At 69.7% G+C, this 17,604-nt stretch carries 17 protein-coding genes; 7 read left to right on the top strand and 10 right to left on the bottom strand.

The annotated features are described in order from the left end of the window. Positions 1-66: 66 nt before the first annotated feature. Complete coding sequence (gene trxA / locus AB1673_06350; GenBank protein ID MEW6153595.1) at positions 67-399, top strand: thioredoxin; 333 nt, start codon at positions 67-69, stop codon at positions 397-399. A gap of 61 nt (positions 400-460) precedes the next feature. Here trxA and AB1673_06355 read toward each other — a convergent pair whose 3' ends face one another. The 10 genes from AB1673_06355 to rpmH form a co-directional block, all read right to left on the bottom strand. Further along, entirely contained in the window at positions 461-1,246 is a 786-nt protein-coding gene (locus AB1673_06355; GenBank protein ID MEW6153596.1) for a methylated-DNA--[protein]-cysteine S-methyltransferase, read from the bottom strand. Further along, positions 1,243-1,818 (bottom strand): sigma-70 family RNA polymerase sigma factor, encoded by a 576-nt coding sequence (locus AB1673_06360; protein MEW6153597.1) that lies wholly within the window; start codon positions 1,816-1,818, stop codon positions 1,243-1,245. The genes AB1673_06355 and AB1673_06360 overlap by 4 nt, the downstream gene beginning before the upstream one ends. A 57-nt stretch (positions 1,819-1,875) precedes the next feature. Further along, positions 1,876-2,778 (bottom strand): ParB/RepB/Spo0J family partition protein, encoded by a 903-nt coding sequence (locus AB1673_06365; protein MEW6153598.1) that lies wholly within the window; start codon positions 2,776-2,778, stop codon positions 1,876-1,878. Beyond that, positions 2,753-3,568: an AAA family ATPase gene (locus AB1673_06370; protein ID MEW6153599.1), complete on the bottom strand. Its 816-nt coding sequence runs from the start codon at positions 3,566-3,568 to the stop codon at positions 2,753-2,755. Before AB1673_06370 ends, AB1673_06365 begins: the two co-directional genes overlap by 26 nt. Positions 3,569-4,145: 577 nt before the next feature. Then, complete coding sequence (locus tag AB1673_06375; GenBank protein MEW6153600.1) at positions 4,146-4,802, bottom strand: RsmG family class I SAM-dependent methyltransferase; 657 nt, start codon at positions 4,800-4,802, stop codon at positions 4,146-4,148. Positions 4,803-4,951: 149 nt separating this feature from the next. Beyond that, the gene (gene jag, locus AB1673_06380) at positions 4,952-5,989 is read right to left on the bottom strand and encodes an RNA-binding cell elongation regulator Jag/EloR (GenBank protein ID MEW6153601.1); all 1,038 of its coding nucleotides are present in this window, start codon (positions 5,987-5,989) and stop codon (positions 4,952-4,954) included. Positions 5,990-5,991: 2 nt separating this feature from the next. After that, positions 5,992-7,380: a YidC/Oxa1 family membrane protein insertase gene (locus tag AB1673_06385; GenBank protein ID MEW6153602.1), complete on the bottom strand. Its 1,389-nt coding sequence runs from the start codon at positions 7,378-7,380 to the stop codon at positions 5,992-5,994. A 25-nt stretch (positions 7,381-7,405) separates the two neighbouring features. Further along, complete coding sequence (yidD, locus tag AB1673_06390; protein ID MEW6153603.1) at positions 7,406-7,624, bottom strand: membrane protein insertion efficiency factor YidD; 219 nt, start codon at positions 7,622-7,624, stop codon at positions 7,406-7,408. Between the two features lie 56 nt (positions 7,625-7,680). After that, on the bottom strand, positions 7,681-7,977 hold the full coding sequence (rnpA, locus tag AB1673_06395) for a ribonuclease P protein component (protein ID MEW6153604.1): 297 nt from the start codon (positions 7,975-7,977) through the stop codon (positions 7,681-7,683). A gap of 20 nt (positions 7,978-7,997) precedes the next feature. Next, positions 7,998-8,132 (bottom strand): 50S ribosomal protein L34, encoded by a 135-nt coding sequence (rpmH, locus tag AB1673_06400; protein ID MEW6153605.1) that lies wholly within the window; start codon positions 8,130-8,132, stop codon positions 7,998-8,000. Between the two features lie 250 nt (positions 8,133-8,382). Here rpmH and dnaA point away from each other — a divergent pair, with 250 nt between their 5' ends. The 6 genes from dnaA to gyrA all read left to right on the top strand — a co-directional run bounded on the left by dnaA (position 8,383) and on the right by gyrA (position 17,583). Further along, positions 8,383-10,077 carry a chromosomal replication initiator protein DnaA gene (gene dnaA / locus AB1673_06405; protein ID MEW6153606.1) on the top strand — a complete coding sequence of 565 codons (1,695 nt, stop codon included), beginning with the start codon at positions 8,383-8,385 and terminating at the stop codon, positions 10,075-10,077. Positions 10,078-10,345: 268 nt separating this feature from the next. Further along, on the top strand, positions 10,346-11,440 hold the full coding sequence (gene dnaN / locus AB1673_06410) for a DNA polymerase III subunit beta (protein ID MEW6153607.1): 1,095 nt from the start codon (positions 10,346-10,348) through the stop codon (positions 11,438-11,440). Between the two features lie 15 nt (positions 11,441-11,455). After that, the gene (locus AB1673_06415) at positions 11,456-12,568 is read left to right on the top strand and encodes a DNA replication/repair protein RecF (GenBank protein ID MEW6153608.1); all 1,113 of its coding nucleotides are present in this window, start codon (positions 11,456-11,458) and stop codon (positions 12,566-12,568) included. Further along, a complete protein-coding gene (locus AB1673_06420; protein ID MEW6153609.1) occupies positions 12,565-12,885 on the top strand; it encodes a DUF721 domain-containing protein in 321 nt (106 codons plus the stop codon). Before AB1673_06415 ends, AB1673_06420 begins: the two co-directional genes overlap by 4 nt. A 328-nt stretch (positions 12,886-13,213) precedes the next feature. Further along, positions 13,214-15,148, top strand: coding sequence for a DNA gyrase subunit B (locus AB1673_06425; GenBank protein MEW6153610.1), 1,935 nt, complete (start codon positions 13,214-13,216; stop codon positions 15,146-15,148). Continuing rightward, on the top strand, positions 15,145-17,583 hold the full coding sequence (gene gyrA / locus AB1673_06430; protein MEW6153611.1) for a DNA gyrase subunit A: 2,439 nt from the start codon (positions 15,145-15,147) through the stop codon (positions 17,581-17,583). The genes AB1673_06425 and gyrA overlap by 4 nt, the downstream gene beginning before the upstream one ends. Positions 17,584-17,604 lie beyond the last annotated feature (21 nt).

A 17,604-nucleotide genomic window follows, 5' to 3' on the forward strand; every position in this document is an offset into this window, starting at 1 on the left:
CGCCGCCGTGTTCAGACAGTCGGACGGGCCTCCAGGGGCCCAGGACGAGAGAGGAAGCGCAGCACCATGGCAACCGGGATCACCGACCTCAGCGACACGACGTTCGACGAGGAGATCGGCGCGGCCGAAGTCCCGTTGCTGGTCGACTTCTGGGCCGAGTGGTGCCACCCGTGCCGGATGGTCGCGCCCGTCCTGGAGCAGATCGCCGGTGAGCAGGAGGGCAAGCTGCTGATCCGCAAGCTCAACGTCGACCACTCCCCCGACATCGCCCGGCGCTACGAGATCTTCAGCATCCCCACCCTGCTGCTGTTCAAGGACGGGGTGCTCAAGAAGCGCATCGTGGGCGCCAAGGGCAAGGGACAGCTCATGAGCGAGCTGGCCGAGTTCATCGACGCCTGAGCGAGCCAGCGCCCTGCGCCCCGAGCGCGGCTCGGCTGCAGACGTTCTCCACAGACAGGGGTCAAGCTGTGGACACCGGCGCGGGCCGGCAGCTCAGGCACGGCCGGTAACCAGCGTCGGCGGCCAGTTGCGCGCTCGGGAACATCACGCGGTGGGCGGGTGTGCTGCGGCGGACATGGTGGCACGTCGGCAGGCAGAACACCCCGGTCGTGGTCACCCCCGTGAAGCGGGCCCCGGAGGCCGCCAGGCGGGCCAGTTCGTCGAGGTCGACACCCTCAGCGGCCAGTAGGCGGCGCTTGGCGTCGGGGCCGAGGGCGTAGTTGCCGATGTGGCCGTCGGTCCTGACCACCCGGTGGCAGGGGACAAGCACCGGGACCGGGTTGCGGCCCAAGGCCGTGCCCACCGCCCGGGTGGCTCCGTGGTGGCCGACCTCGCGGGCCACCCACCCGTAGCTGCGGACCTGGCCCCGGGGGATCTGCGCCGCCTTCTCGAGCACGGCCCGCTGGAACGGCGTGCAGCTCGACAGGTCACACCTAGGCGTCTTGCCGCCACTGAGCGCGCTCAGGAGCGCCCGCGGTAGGGGTGTGCCTGGGGGCGCTCGGTGGAGACGGCGCTGGGGGTAGCGGGCCGCGAAAGCCTCGGCGAACTGGTGTTCGTCGTCGGGGGACGCAGTCACGGCTGGAGCGACCAGGCTGGCCCCCGCCTGGCCGAAGGCCACCCGCAGCGGCCCCGTCGGGCCGTCGACCACCAGTTGCAGGTCGGCCAGGCCGGTGGCCGCGTCCACTCTGGCCGCCAGGCTGGGTGGGGCGGGACTGGCCAGGAGGGCCAAGGCGGCTTCGAGGTTCATGGTCGGTCCTCCAGTCGGTCACGCATGGCGGCCAGGGCACGGGAAACCTGGGCTTTGACCGTACCCTCGGGCCTGCCCAGCACCGCCGCCGTCTCAGCAGTCGAGCAGCCGATCACATGGCGGAGGACCACCGCCTGGCGGGCGGCCAGCGGCAGGGAGGCCAGCGCGCCAGCCAGGTCGAGGCGGTCCGAGGCGGTCACCGCCGGGTCGGGATGAGAGCGCAAGGGCGATGGTCGCCGTCCGTCGTCCATCGGTACGGTCGTGCGGCAAGAAGCGGTTCGCAGGTGGTTTCGCGCCACGTTGAGCGCGATCGTCAACACCCATGGTCGTAGTTCGAGGGACGCGGTCCGCGACGGCGAGTAACTGCGAAGAGCCTTGTGGGCGCGTACGAAGGCGTCCTGGGCAATGTCCTCGGCCGCCGACGCGTCGCTCACCCGCCGGGCGAGTGTGAACACGTCCCCCCCGAACCGGTCCACGAACGCCGGGAAGGCCCCGTCGACATCGGCGGCCAGGTCCGCGGCCAGGTCGGCGGCCAGGTCGGCGGCGAGGTCGGGGCCTGGCCTCTGGTCCATGCCTTCAGAACACCGGCGGGTGCCGTTCGGTTGCGTCGGACCGCCTGGTTGCGCCGGCTACTTGCCGGTCATCGCCCGGTAGATGCGCTCCAGGTCCTCCAGGTCGGCGAACTCCACGACCACCCGTCCTTTGGAGGCCCCCAGCTCGACTTTGACCCGGGTGTCGAGGTGGGAGGCCAGCATGTCCTCGAGCTCCAGCAGCCCCGCGGGCCGCAATCCCCCGCCGGGGGCCTGCTTCGGAGCAGGGCCCGGTTCGGGGGCGGCGGCGCGGTCCTCGCCCCGGTTGCCGTCGTTGTGATGGCGGGCCAGGTCCTCCACCGTCCGCACCGACAACCCGTCGCGTACGGCCCGCTGGGCTAGCCCTTCCTGGAAGGTCCGGTCCGGGGTGGTCAGGAGGGCACGAGCGTGGCCAGCCGTGAGCTGGCCGTCGTGCAGCATGCGCTGGACCGCGGGGGGGAGCTGGAAGAGCCGCAGGGTGTTGGAGATGGCCGCCCGGCTCTTGCCCACCCGGGTGGCCAGCTCGTCGTGGGTGAGGTGGAAGTCCTCGATCAGCTGCTGGTAGGCGGCGGCCTCGTCCATGGGGTTGAGGTCTTCGCGCTGGACGTTCTCGACGATGGCCTGTTCAAGCGAGGCGGTGTCGTCGACTGTGCGGACGATGGCCGGGATGGTGGCCAGGCCCGCCCGCCGAGCCGCCCGCCAGCGCCGTTCCCCGGCGATGAGCTCGTAGGGGCCTCCCGGGCCGGGCCCGCTGGAACGTACGAGCACGGGCTGGAGCACGCCCAGCTCACGCACAGACGCCGTGAGGGCGGCCATGGCCTCCTCGTCGAAACGGGTGCGGGGTTGGCGCCGGTTGGCGGTGATGGAGGACACCGGGATGTCGCGGAAGACGGCGCCTTCGTCGTCCGCCCCCGGAGGGATCAGGGAGTCGAGCCCCCTACCCAGCCCGCCGCGCCGCGCCACCGCTCACCTCCTTCGCCAGCTCCCGGTAGGCGATGGCACCCCGGGACGACGGGTCGAACACGCTGATCGGCTGGCCGAAGGACGGCGCCTCGGACAGCCTCACCGTGCGAGGCACGATGTTGCGGCACACCTTGGCGCCGAAATGGCTCTTGACTTCCTTGACCACCTGGTCGGACAGCTTCGTCCGGGCGTCGTACATGGTGAGGACGATGGTGCTCAGCTCCAGCTGGGGGTTCAGGTTGCTCTGGACGAGGTTGATGTTACGCATGAGCTGGCCCAGGCCTTCGAGGGCGTAGTACTCGCACTGGATAGGCACGAGCACCTCGGAGACGGCGGCCAGACCGTTGACGGTCAGCAGGCCCAGCGACGGGGGACAGTCGATGAGGATGAAGTCGTAGTGGTCGCCTGCTCGCTCGATGGCCCTCCGCAGGCGCAGCTCGCGGGAAAAGGCAGGGACCAGCTCGATCTCGGCCCCGGCCAAGTCGATGGTGGCCGGGGCCACGAAGAGGTTGCGGACCGCCGTCGGCTCGATGCAGTCCTCGAGGGGGGACTCCGACATCAGGACGTCGTAGATCGACAGGTTGAGGTTGCGGGAGTTGATCCCCAGGCCCGTAGTGGCGTTGCCTTGGGGGTCGAGGTCGATCACCAGGACACGGAACCCCAGGTCAGCCAGCCCCGCACCCAGGTTCACGGCCGTGGTCGTCTTACCCACGCCACCTTTCTGGTTGGCCACAGCGATGGTCCGGGGCAGTGATCGGGCAGGAGCCCGCTCTCCCCCGGGGCCGGCCAGGGGCCGGGTGGGGGGCAGGTCATCGAGGGGGCCTCGGTCCCCGCTCCGGGCATCACCGCCCGGTTCCTCGCCATCGGTCGGGCCGTGGCCGGCGCTCGCCGGTCGCTCCGGTACGGCAATGACGAGCCCCTGAGCAGGGTCGCCGGCTTGTTCGTCGACTTCTTCGCCGGCTTCGCCTTGGTGGCCCGCTGCCCCCTCGCTTGGCGAGTCGCCGGGTGCCAGCCCGTCGGTAGTGGCCGGTACGTCGCCGGAGGGGTAGTCGCGGAGGGACGCGCCTTGAGCCTCTTCCCCGTGGTCTCCCGGGTCTACGAGGTGAGCGTCGACCGGGGACGAAGGGAAGGGGGCCGCCGTCATGGACATCCCTGAGTCGCCCTCGGAGCCTCGATTGATGCTCTCATCCGGCTCGCGTTCGGGCGCCCCTCGTCGTCGGTCACGGCGAGACCAGGGGTTCGACCGACCAGCGGGCCTCGCTGGCGTCGGAGGCGGGATGACGACCGGGCTCCAGATCCCTGGAGGCTTTCCGGCCCACCGTGAGATGGGGCACTGCTGGGTATCTTGACTGGTCTCGACCTGACTATCAAGTATTGGTTTCACGTGAAACACTGAAGAGCGGGCGCTTTGTTGGAACTCCGGTCCGTCGCGGGAACCGGTCGGGGGCCGGCTCGACCTGCGTGAACACAACCAACGACACCTCCCCATCCGCCACCAAGCGGTCGAGCTCCAACCCCAGGCCCCTCATGGCGACTGCTGGCCACCGACGCTCGTCGCCCCCGGGCGGCTCGCTCACCACTAGCTTGCCTCCGGTACGCAGGAACGGCGCCCCACACTCGGCGGTAGCTGCCGGCGGCCCGAAGCCCCGGGCCACCACCAGGTCGTACTGATGCCGGTGCGTAGGGTCATGGCCCATGAGCTCGGCTCGGCCGGCTAGGACCGTGCACCGCCCGCCAAGACCCAGCTCCTCGACGGCCTCCCCCACGAACCGGGTACTGCGCTCTCGGCCGTCCAGCAGGTACCACCGTGTGGAGGGCCAGCAGGCGGCCAACACCAGACCAGGAAGGCCACCGCCCGTCCCCAGGTCGAGGGCAGGTCCGGTTGGTGGCGCGATGTGCTCGGCCATGGCCAGCGCGTGCCTGACCTGGACCGATACTGGGCCAGGTCCGAGTAGGCCCTGCTTCTGTCCCTCGCCCAGGACCGCCTCCAGCCGGGCCACGTCGGAACCATCCAAGCTGGCCACGTCCCGATCATGCACCACCGGCGCGCGCGCCTCAGCCGTTGGACCGAGGTGGAACGAGGCGGCCGAGCAGTCACCCGACGTTGATGGCAACTACCAGGGCAGGCCGGGTGCCCCGGGCCGGGCCCCCGGGAGAGGGCCCTGACGGGGGGTCAGGCCGGCTTGATGACCACCCGGCGGTGGGGTTCCTCGCCCTCGGAGGTCGTCGTCACGCCCTCGATCGCGTTGATGGCGTCGTGGACGACCTTGCGGTCGGCCGGGATCATCGGTTCGAGCACCTTGGCCACCCCCGAGGCGATGACCTGTTCGGCGACCTGGTTGGCGAACCTCTCCAGTGCCGCCCTGCGGGCCTGGCGGTACCCGGAGATGTCGAGGATGATCCGGCTCGAACGCCCACGCGACCGGCGCTGGACGGCCGTCCTGGTCAGTTCCTGGATGGCGGCCAGGGTCTGGCCTCGCGGGCCGATCAGCAAGCCGAGGTCGTCGCCCTTGACGCTCAGCTCGACGAGGTCGTCCTCCAGCTCACGACGCTCGATCGTGAACGACGCGCCGTACGTTTCCAGCAGCCCTGCCAGGAACGTCTCGGCCACCTCGACCTCGTCGGCCCCCTCTTCGGCGCCATCAGAATCGTTCACACTGCCCTCCAGATCGTCTTGTAGGTGACTCACACCGGCTCTCCCCGGCCCCCCGGACTGGGCTCTGACACCGGCTCGACCACTGTCCGCGCCACCGCCACCGGCGACGGTGCGGGCCGCTCCCGAAGCGCCGGCCCGGTCGCCGGCCCCAGCCTCGCCGCCTGTCCGGCCACCCCTGCGTCTGCGGCCGCCCCGGCCGCGGCCCGACGGGCCAGCCGGGCCAGTCGGCGACGTGGCCTCACCACCACCCGAACGACGTGGTCGATCGCCGCCGCGGGCCGTAGCCTCGCTGCCGCCTCCTGGGCTCTCCCCCCCGGCCGGTCGGCGATCGAAGTCACGTTCTCGCCGGCGATCGCGCCGGTCCAGCTTGGGGCGAGGGGAGCTGGGCGCCACCCTGGCCCGCACCCGGGCTTCGGAGCGCAGGCGCCCGAACAGCCCGGCGCGAGGCTCCTCCACCACCTCGAACTCGGCCTCGGCCTCGTCAACCCCGAGTACCTCGAGAGCCGACTCCTTAGCTTCTTCGACCGTTCTTCCGGTTACCTCGACCCACTCCACAACTACTTCCCTCGTCGCGTGTTCCGGGGTTTGGAGCGGCTCGAAGAGCCTCCCTTACCCTGGGCGCGCCCGCTGCTCCCGCGGGGCGTCACCCGTCCGTTGCTTCCCGACCGGCCCGCCGGCCGGTTCCCTCCGGATGACTTCCCGCCTGCCCCAGAACCGCCCTTACCAGCGGTTTTGCCGTTACCGGACGACTCGGTCCGGGCACGCGGGGCTTTCTGCCGGGGTGGACGGGCCACTCCCGCGGTGCCCCCGCCCAGTCCCTTGTTGGGGTTAGGTGTGCCCAGGGCCTTGGCCAGCCTGGCCATGAAACCGCCTGGGGCAGGGGCGCCCGCCGTCGCCGCCTCGTCCGCACCGGCATTGACCCGGGGCGCGGGCCGGGTGTCCCCGCCGTCGTCGACAGGCCCGTCGTCGTCGACATCCTCGTCCCCGGCCCCGGGGTCGACATCCGGGGCAACGTCGGCCCGGTCCTTGGTCCCGCCCGCTCCGGCGCCGGCCCCAGTTGCACTCGAACGTCCTTTCCCGCCGCGAGTACTGGTCCCGTTGCTCGAAGCCCCGCCGGACGCCGGCGCCTTGGGCTTAGGGGTGCTGACCGCCGTACCGCCGCCCTTGCCCTTAGGGGGCTCGGCTGCTTCCCGTAGCTGCTGGCGCCGGAAGAGGTAACCCTGCTGGCCGATCTGCCACAGGTTGGAGATGAAGAAGTAGACCACGACCCCCGCGGGGATCGTCCAGGAGACGACCGCCAGGAAGATGGGGATGACCTTGGTCATCATCAGGATCTGGGCGTTGGCACCGTCTTTGGGCATGCGGGCCGTCATCTGCTTCTGCTGGTAGAAGCCGGTAGCCAGCACCAGGGCGATGAGGACCAGGTAGGGGAGGAGGTTGGTGAAGCCGCTGATGTCGGCCGCCCGCCGGGAGAGGTCCATGCCGAACGACTGCATGCTGCCGCCCGCGGCCACCAGGGCGTCGAACAGCTCGCTGCCCCGGGGCACGTGCTTGGGCTCGGGCTGGGTGTTGAGCTGCAGGATCAGCCGGTAGAGCACGATGAACAGCGGCATCTGCAGCAGCAACGGCAGGCACCCGGCGAACGGGTTGACGTTGTGCTCCTTGTAGAGGCGCATCATCTCTTCGTTGCGCTTCTGGGGGTCGGCTTTGTACTTGGCCTGGACCCTCTTGAGCTCGGGCCCGATCTTCTGCATCTCCTGCTGGGACTTGACCTGCTTGGCCACCAGGGGCATACGCAGGACCGACACGGCCATCGTCAGCAGGGCGATGGCCACCCCGTAGGACGGGACCAGCGCGTAGAACCAGGCCAGGAGCTGGCCGAGGAGGGCGTAGAGGGGGTCGAGGATCCAGAACTTCTCGGCAGCGAGGAGCGGGACGGCGTTCACAGGGATCGGTGGCTCTGCTTTCTCATCAGGTACTCCGCTCCGGTACGAGGTCGATGCCCTGGCCGCCCCAGGGATGGCACCGGGCCAGGCGGCGGGCCGCTAGCCACGACCCACGGCCCGCACCGTGGAGGGTGACCGCCTCGAGGGCGTAGTTGGAACAGGTGGGCCAGTAGCGGCACGGAGAGGGTCGCCCGGCGCGCACAGCCTGGTAGGCCTTGACCACCACGACCAGCGCCCGAGACATCACCGATAGTGGTGGAGAGGTCACAGGGCTCGACTGTGGATCGGCCGGGGCGCGCTTCAATGTCGGCGGTCCGTTGCCGCACGCAGCGCTTCGGTCACTGTCGCTCTCAGCTCTCCGTAAGAAATGGCCGCCGCCGCAGGCCCCGCACCCACGAGGTAGTCCCCGGGGGATAGGTCGGCACTGGCCTGGCGGATGATCTCCCGTAGCCGGCGTCGTAGCCGGTTACGGACCACTGCACCTCCGACCTGGCGGCCGACGGCGTACGCGACCCGCGGCGAACTGCCTGGGTCACCAGCCACCCAGGTTACCGTCACCGGCCCCCTGCGCACCCGTCGACCTTTGCGACGTAGCACCGCGAAGGCGGCGGGGCCGCTCAGGCGGACAGGCGGTGGCGCCCCTTGCGCCGCCGAGCGGCCAGGATGGCCCGACCGGCGCGGGTCTCCATGCGGTGCCGGAAGCCGTGGCGTTTGGCCCGCTTGCGGTTGTTGGGTTGGTAAGGACGCTTCACTCATGGCCTCCCCGAAAGGGAACGGTGAGCCTGCCGGCCGGGCGCGGCCCGGCGGGGGGAGCTCTGAGACCCAGATAGCTTACGCCCCCACACCCCTCCCGCCGCCAAAGGCAAAAAACCCAACAAAATCGGCCTTGATCGCGGCCCCTTAGGGGATGGTACGGTTCGGTGCAGTGTCCGGGGAAGCGGCCCCCGGGCGAACGGGTCCCCCACTTTCCCGGCCCTGTGCTGTACCGGTGGCGTTCACCGGATGACCGCCGCACGGAAAGGGAGCCCGAGTTATCCACCGATTGTGGATAACTCGTGGACTGTCGTGGGAGGTGAGTGGTTGGCAGGCGCGGACCACCTCTGGGCCGCTTGCGTCGGGAGGTTGCGCGACGAGTTCCCCGACGGCACCTGGAACACATGGCTGGCGGGAGCGAGGGCGCGTGACCTCGACGGGCACCGGCTCCTGGTGAGTGTGCCCAGCGCGCTGGCCAAAGAACGCATCGAAGCCCGACACCTGGAGCGCATCCAACAGGTCCTCGCCGAGGTCACGGGCCACCCCCACCAAGTGGTGCTCGAGGTCTACACCGACGCTGCCCCCGACGACGGGCCACCGCCCAGCCCCCCGGCGAGCTCGGGGCCGAGCCCCTTGGCCACCAGCCCGCTGGCCGCTCCGGCCGCGGCTGCTCCGGCCGCCGGCCCTTCGGCGACCAGCCCTTCGGCAACCGGCCCCTCGGCAACCAGCCCGCTGGCCGCGTCCACGGCCACAGTGCTCCCGGGAACAGTGCTCCCAGGAACAGTGCTCCCGGGAACAGTGCTCCCAGGAACAGTGCTCCCGGGAACAGTGCTCCCGGGCACGGGGGCCGTTATCCCGGCCGAGCCGCCGGGCGGCGTCTCCCCCCCCGCGGCCGTCCCCGCGGCCCCGACCGGCGACAGCCCGTTGAACCCCAAGTTCACCTTCGACGACTTCGTGATCGGCGACTCCAACCGGTTCGCCCACGCGGCCGCCTTGGCCGTGGCCGAGCAGCCGGCCCGGTCGTGGAACCCCCTGTTCATCTACGGGCGTACCGGGTTGGGCAAGACCCACCTGCTGCACGCCATCGCCCACTACGTGCACCGCCACTACCCGGGCATGAACGTGCGCTACGTCTCGACCGAGACCTTCCTCAACGAGTTCGTCGACGCCATCCGCACCAACGCCATGGCTGCCTTCAAGCGCCGCTTCCGCGACTGCCACGTCCTGCTGATCGACGACGTGCAGTTCATCGAGAACAAGGAGCGGTTCCAGGAGGAGTTCTTCCACACCTTCGACCACCTCCACTCGGCCGGGCGCCAGATCGTGATCTCCTCGGACCGGGCACCCCGCAACATCGCCACCCTCGAGGAACGGCTGCGCAGCCGCTTCCAGGGGGGCCTCATCACCGACGTCCAGCCTCCCGACCTGGAGACCCGGCTGGCCATCCTGCGCAAGATGTCCGCCGCCGAGCCCGTGCCCATCCCCGACGGGGTCCTCGAGTACATCGCCACCCACATCACCGACAACATCCGCGAGCTCGAAGGCGCCTTGCTGCGGGCCTCGGCCTACGCCAGCCTGAACGGGGTCACCCTGTCGCCGGCCCTGGCCGAAGAGGTGCTCGGCCAGCTCATCGGGGGCACAGCCGGCCGGCGCATCACGGCCACCATGATCCTCGACGCCACCGCCGAGATGTTCGGCCACCCCGTGGAGGAGCTGTGTGGCAAGAGCCGCAGCCGGCCGCTCGTCCAGGCCCGCCAGGTCGGCATGTACGTCTTCCGGGAGCTGACCGACTTCAGCTACCCGGCTATCGGCCGGGTCTTCGGCGACCGTGACCACACCACGGTCATGCACGCCGTCGAGAAGATCTCCCAGCTCATGAAAGAACGACGGCCCATCTACGACCAGGTGACGGCCCTCATCCACCGCATCCGTAGTGGTGGGTGATCCAGCCGTGCTGATCGGGCCGTGGACAACCCTGGGGAAAAGCTCGCCCAGCATGGGGGCCCTCGGCGCCGGGCCCACAGCCTTGGCCTGGGCCCCCACCCAGGATCTCGTGCCTGGGGAAGCACATCGATGTCATTTCACCCCGCTGAGCGGCTAGGATCCCGGTTATCCACAATCCACAGGCCCTACTGCTCTTCCTAAAGAGAGATCTCCATCTAGAGAGCAGTGCTAGTCGCACCCCTCCGGGGGCACTAAACAGGATGGCGACATGAGGTTCCGAGCCGAACGAGACGCACTGGTCGAAGCTATGGCCACCGCCGGACGTGCGGCCGCCACCCGGGGGGGCGCCCTGCCGGCGCTGTCGGGGATCCGGATGGAGCTGGCCGACAGCACCCTGCACCTCGCGGGCAGCGACCTCGACCTCACTGTCCAGGTCGAGGTGGCCGTCACCGGCCATGAGCCCGGGGTCTGTGTCGTCCCGGCCCGCCTGGCCACCGACATCGTGCGTGCCCTGGAACCGGGGGCGGTCACGTTCTCGGTCGACGGGGGCGAAGCCGTCATCGCGGCCGCCCGTTCGCAGTTCGCCGTGCGGGTGCTGCCGGCCGAGGAGTTCCTGCGCCTTCCCCAAGTGAGCGGTGACCCGGTGAGCCTCGACGCCCTGCAGTTGGCCGGCGCCCTTCACCAGGTCGTGCCCGCCGCCAGCCGCGACGACTCCCGGCCGATCCTCACCGGGGTGCTGTTCGAGGCCGAGCCCCGGGGCCTGCGCCTGGTGTCCACCGACTCCTACCGCCTGGCCTTGCGCGACCTGCCGGGCACGACGCTTCTGGCCGAGGGCCAGCACGTGCTCGTCCCCTCTCGGGCCCTGGGCGAGCTGACCCGCCTGCTGGGCGGGGCCACCCAGGTCGAGCTCCGCCTCGGCCCCGACGAGGCCAGCTTCTCGGTGGGCAACGTCCGGCTCACGACCCGCCTGCTCGAGGGTGAGTTCCCCAACTACGGCCAGCTGATCCCCCCGCACTACCCCAACCGCCTGACCATCGCCAAGAGCCCGTTCCTCGATGCCGTGCGCCGGGTGAAGCTGATGGCGCGCGATGCGGCCCCGGTGCGGCTGTCGCTCGGTCCCGAGACCGTGGAGCTGAGCGCCATCACCCAAGACGTCGGCCAGGCCCGGGAGGATGTCGAGGCCAAGTACGAGGGTGGCGAGATGGTCGTGGCCTTCAACCCCGAGTTCCTCATCGACGGGATCGAGGCATGCCCGGGCGACGAGGTGACCCTCGAGACCCTCGACTCGCTCAAGCCGGCTACCGTCCGGCCCACCGAGGGCACCGACTACCTCTACCTGCTGATGCCCGTACGGGTTTCGTAAGTCCGTCGAGGAGCGGTGCGCCTCGACCGGTTGTGGCTGTCCGACTTCCGCAACTACCAGTCCGCCGAGCTGTCTCTTCCCGCCGGCCTGCTGGCTGTCGTGGGTGACAACGGGGCGGGCAAGACCAACCTACTGGAGGCCGTTGGTTACCTGGCCACCCTGTCGTCGTTCCGGGGGGCGGCCAACGAGGTGCTGGTGAGGACGGGCACCCCCCAGGCGGTGGTCCGGGGCCAGGGGACCAGGGCGGGCCGGGAGCTGCTCATCGAGTGCGAGGTGCGGGCCGGGGGCCGGGGCCGCACGACTGTGAACCGTCAACCCCTGCGCAAGGGCAGTGAGCTGGCCGGCGCCCTGCGGGTGACCGTCTTCTCGCCCGACGACCTCGAACTGGTCAAGGGCGGGCCCACTGGCCGGCGCCGCTACCTCGACGATCTGCTGGCCGCGCTACACCCCCGCCACGACGCCGCCCGCCGTGACTTCGAGCGGGTCCTGCGCCAGCGCAACGCCCTGCTGGCCCAGATAGGCGGGCGCCTCAATGACGACACCGCGCCCACGCTGGCCGTGTGGGACACCCGCCTGGCCCAGACAGGCGAGGCCCTGGGCTCGGCCCGGGCCGCGCTGGTCATCCGGCTGGGGCCCATGGTCGCGTCGGCCTACGAGAAGCTGGCCGCGGGCGGCGAGGTGACCATGGCCTACGAGTCCTCGTGGATGGCGACCGGCATGGCGACCGCCATGGCCGCCGCTCAGCGCGACGAGCTGCGCCGAGGGGTGAGCCTCGTGGGCCCGCACCGCGACGAACTGGCGCTCACGATCACGTCCATGCCGGCCCGCACCCACGCCAGCCAAGGCGAGCAGCGCTCCCTGGCGCTGGCCTTGCGGGTGGCGGCCCACCAAGCCGTCACCGAGCAGGTGGGCGAGCCACCGCTGCTGCTGCTCGACGACGTGTTCTCCGAGCTCGACCACCTGCGCAGCCAGGCCCTGCTGGACAGCCTCCCGGCCATCGTGGGTGGTCCGGGCTCGACCAACGGGCAAGCCGTGCTCACAACGGCTGGCCCCCTTCCCGAGGGCATCGTGGCCGACCGGGTCTTGCGCGTCGCGGGCGGCCAGCTGTCCCAAGGCCAGCAGGCATGACCTGGAAGCCGTTCTCCCCGCCCCCCGAACCCCGCCGCCTGGGCCGCTCGCTCGACCGCATCACCCGCTCGTTGGGCGCCCCCTCGGCCGGCGCCCTGGCCACGATCTTCGAACGCTGGCCGGCCATCGTGGGCGAGGCCGTGGCCGCTCACTCGCGACCCCTGTCGCTGCAGCGGGGCACCCTGACCGTCGGTGCCGACCAGCCGGCCTGGGCGGCCCAGCTTTCCTACTTGGAAGACGACATGAAGCGCCGGGTGAACGAGGTCGTGGGAACCGCGGCGGTGACCCGCGTACGAGTCGTGGTCCGACAGAAATAGGCGCCTGCGGCGCCTCCAACCCGCGCAGCCCCCGAGGTAAACAGGCGCCTGCGGCGCCTCCGACCGCGCGAGCGCCAGCGAGCCGGGCGGGGGTGGGGGAGCCGGCTCAGCCGTGCGCCGGGGGCGCAGCCCCCGAGCTAAACAGGCGCCTGCGGCGCATCCGACCGCGCGAGCGCCAGCGAGCCGGACGGGGATGGGGGAGCCGGCTCAGCCGTGCGCCGGGGGCGCAGCCTCCGCTGCAATCAGCGGCTGTCCTGGTATCCTGGGGGTGCCGACAGACCCCCTCCCGCTTGGGTCTTCGCGTCTCGAAGAAGGGAACCGCAACTACTTGGCTCAGCAGGCAACCGGGTCCTACGGCTCCAAGGACATCACCGTCCTCGAGGGCTTGGAGCACGTCCGCAAGCGGCCCGGCATGTACATCGGGTCCACCGGGCTCAACGGGCTCCACCACCTCGTCTACGAGGTCGTCGACAACTCGGTGGACGAGGCCATGGCCGGCTGGGCCACCCGCATCGACGTGACGCTCCTGGCTGACGGAGGGTGCCGGGTCGTCGACGACGGCCGAGGCGTCCCCACCGACCCCCACCCCAAGGTGCGAGGGCTGACGGGGGCCGAGGTGGCCTTCACCATGCTCAACGCCGGGGGCAAGTTCGGCGACGGCGGGGGCTACAAGGTCTCGGGTGGCCTGCACGGCGTCGGTGTGTCGGTGGTCAACGCGTTGTCCCGCCGGCTCGAGCTGACTGTCGACCAGAACGGCGACCGCTACCACGTCGTCTTCGAGAACGGGGGCCGCCCCCAGGGCCGCCTGCAGGTTGTCGGCAAGGCCCCCCGCAGCCGCCGGGGCACGACAGTTGCATTCTGGCCCGACCCCGCGATCTTCAACTCCGAGGGCACCGACTTCCGGGCCACCACGATCCTCGAGCGCCTGCAGATCTACGCGTTCCTCAACAAGGGCCTGGAGATCCGCTTCCGCGACGAGCGCCCGGGCCACGAGCAGGAGCAGGTCTACCGGTACGCGGGCGGCATCGTCGACTTCGTCCGCCACGTGAACCACGCCAAAGAGGCCCTCTTCAAGCGGGTCGGGCACTTCGAGGCGGTGGAGGCCGAGCAGGAGGTCGAGGTCGCCCTTCAGTGGAACACCGGCTACCACGAGGGCATCTTCAGCTTCGCCAACGGCATCGCCACCGTCGAGGGCGGTATGCACGAGGAGGGCTTCAAGAAGGCCCTGACCAACGTGGTCAACAAGTACGCCCGGGCCAAGAACCTGATCAAGGAGAAGGAGGACAACCTCCTCGGCGAGGACATCCGCGAGGGCCTCACCGCCATCGTGTCGGTGAAGCTGCGTGAACCCCAGTTCGAGGGCCAGACGAAGGCCAAGCTGGGCAACGTCTCCATACGCTCGCTGGTCGAGCGGGTGACCAACGAGAAGTTGGCGGAGTGGCTCGAGGAGCACCCGACCGAGGCCCGCCAGGTCGTGCAGAAGGGCATCCAGGCCTCCCGAGCCCGGCTGGCCGCCCGCCAGGCGCGCGAGGTCATCCGCCGCAAGACACTGCTCGAGGGCGCGGGCCTACCCGGGAAGCTGGCCGACTGCTCGTCGCGCAACCCCGAGGAGTCCGAGCTGTTCATCGTGGAGGGCAACTCAGCCGGCGGCTCGGCCATCAACGCCCGCGACCCGGTGACCCAGGCCATCCTGCCCATCCGGGGGAAGATCCTCAACGTCGAGCGGGCCCGGCTCGACAAGATGCTCAAGAACGCCGAGATCCAGTCCCTCATCTCGGCCATCGGCGCCGGTGTGGGCGACGAGTTCGACGTGAGCAAGATCCGCTACCACAAGGTGATCGTGCTGGCCGACGCCGATGTCGACGGCAACCACATCCGAGCCCTGCTACTCACGTTCTTCTACCGGCAGATGACCGACATGGTCTCCAAGGGTTACGTCTACATCGCCCAGCCCCCGCTCTACTCGACGATCGTGGGCAAGGAGAAGGCTTACCTGAAAGACGACTCGGCCAAGGACCGGTTCATGGCCGAACACCCCAACCACCGCAACGACTTCCAGCGGTTGAAGGGCCTGGGGGAGATGGACTTCGACGAGCTGCGGGTGACCACCATGGACCGCAACCACCGCACGCTGCTGCAGGTATCGGTCGAGCAGGCGGCCCTGGCCGATGAGGTGTTCTCGGTCCTCATGGGCGACGACGTCGAGGTCCGCAAGCAGTTCATCCAGACCAATGCCAAGGACGTGCGGTTCCTCGACATATGAGCGACCAGGGCAACCTCCCGTTCGGGCTCATCGAGCCGATCGAGCTCCAAGAGGAGATGGAGCAGTCGTTCCTCGTCTACGCGCTGGCGATGATCACGTCCCGGGCGCTGCCGGACGTGCGCGACGGGCTCAAGCCGGTCCACCGGCGGATCCTGTGGGACATGTTCGAGCAGGGTTTCCGCCCCGACCGTCCCCACGTCAAGTGCGCCCGGGTCTCGGGCGACGTGATGGCCAAGTACCACCCCCACGGCAACCAGGCCATCTACGACGCCCTGGTGCGCATGGCCCAGCCCTTCAGCCTGCGCCATCCGCTCATCGACTTCCACGGCAACTACGGCTCCACCGACTTCGAGGCGGCCGCCGAGCGCTACACCGAGTGCCGCCTGCACCCGCTGGCCATGGGCCTCATGGCCGGAATCAACGAGGACACGGTCGACTTCGTCGACAACTACTCGGGCGAGTTCCGCGAGCCCTCGGTGCTGCCGGCCCGGTTCCCCAACCTGCTGGTGAACGGCAGCCAAGGCATCGCCGTGGCCATGGCCACCAACATCCCTCCCCACAACCTGGGCGAGGTCATCGACGCCACCGTCCACCTGATCGACAACCCCGACGCCACCCCGGACGACCTCATGGCCTTCGTGAAGGGCCCTGACTTCCCGACGGGCGCCTACATCCTGGGCCGCCAAGGGATCATGGACGCCTACCGCACCGGCCGGGGTTCGGTGAAGATGCGGGCCAAGGCGGAGATCAAAGAGGGCAAGCGGGGCGAGGAGATCGTCGTCACCGAGTTGCCCTACCAGGTCAGCGTGCGGGCCGTGGCCGAGAAGATCCAGGAGCTGGTCGACAGCCGCCAGCTCGAGGGCATCCGAGACATCGACAACCTGTCGGCCAAGGGCCTGACCAAGATCGTCATCTATCTCAAGCGCGACGCCAACTCCAACGTCGTGCTCAACAACCTCTACAAGTACACCCCCTTGCAGACCAACTTCGCGGTGAACACGGTGGCCCTGGTCGACGGCGTGCCCCGCACGCTGAACCTGGCCCAGTTGCTGAGCCACTACGTCGAACACCAGGTCGAGGTGGTCACCCGCCGCTCGCAGTACCGGCTCGACAAGGCCCGCGCCCGCGCCCACATCGTCGAGGGCCTGCTCAAGGCGCTCGACATGATCGACGCCATCATCGCCCTCATCCGGGGGTCCGACGACAAGGCCCACGCCCGGCAGGGCCTGACTTCCGAGCCCTTCTCGTTCAGCGAGGAGCAGGCCGAGCACATCTTGGACATGACGCTCTCCCGCCTGACCCGCCTGGGCCGCCACGAGCTGGAGGAGGAGATGGCCAAGCTGCGGGAGGCCATCGCCGAGCTCGAGTCGATCCTGGCCGACCCCGTGAAGCTGCGGGGCGTGATCAAGAGCGAGATGGGCGAGGTACGCGAGAAGCACGCCACCGCCCGCCGGGCCGAGATCACCTTCGACCCCGGGGACCTCGACAGCCTCGACCTCATCGAGGACGAGGAGCTGGTGGTCACCATGACCAAGGCCGGTTACATCAAGACGGTCACGGCCGACGCCTTCCGTACCCAAGCCCGGGGCGGCCGTGGCATCTCGGGCACCAAGCTCAAGGACAACGACTACGTAACCCGCATCCTGTCTACGACGGCTCACGCCTACCTGCTCTTCTTCTCCAACCGGGGGCGGGTATACCGGCTGCGGGCCCACGAGATCCCGGTCAAGGAGCGTACGGCCCGGGGCACGGCCATCGTCAACCTCCTGCCGCTCGGGCCCGACGAGCGTATCCAGGCCGTGATCGACACCCGCGACTACGAAACCAGCCGGTACCTGTTCTTCGCCACCAAGCGGGGCCAGGTCAAGAAGACCCGGTTCACCGAGTACGACTCCTCGCTGCGGGCCGGCATCATCGCCATCAACCTGCGCGAGGGCGACGAGCTGGTTCGGGTCATCCAAACCAACGAGGGCGACGACATCTTCATGGTCAGCCGCACAGGCATGACCATCCGTTTCGACGAGGGTGAGGTGCGGGCCTCGGGCCGGGCTGCCCAGGGTGTGATCGGCATGCGCCTGCGCGAGGACGACGAGGTCGTGTCATGCGATGTCCCCCGGGCCGACGCCGACATCCTGCTGGTCACCGACGCGGGTTACGGCAAGCGCACCAAGGTGGAGCGCTTCCCCAAGAAGGGCCGGGGCACCCTGGGGGTCAAGGGCATCAAGCTCACAGCCCGCCGGGGTTACGTGGTAGCCGCCTTCATGGCCGGCATCGACGACGAGATCCTGCTCATCTCCTCGGCCGGCATCACCAACCGCCAGTCGGTGCGGGGCATCTCGTCGCAGGGCCGTGACGCCACCGGCGTCAAGGTCATGAACCTCGACGCCGGCCAAACGGTGGCGGGCGTGGCCCTGGTGCTCACCGGCGACGACTGAGCCGTACCGGCGCTAACATGA

It is taken from the genome of Actinomycetota bacterium, assembly GCA_040754375.1.
Lineage (GTDB): Bacteria > Actinomycetota > Acidimicrobiia > Acidimicrobiales > AC-14 > JBFMCT01.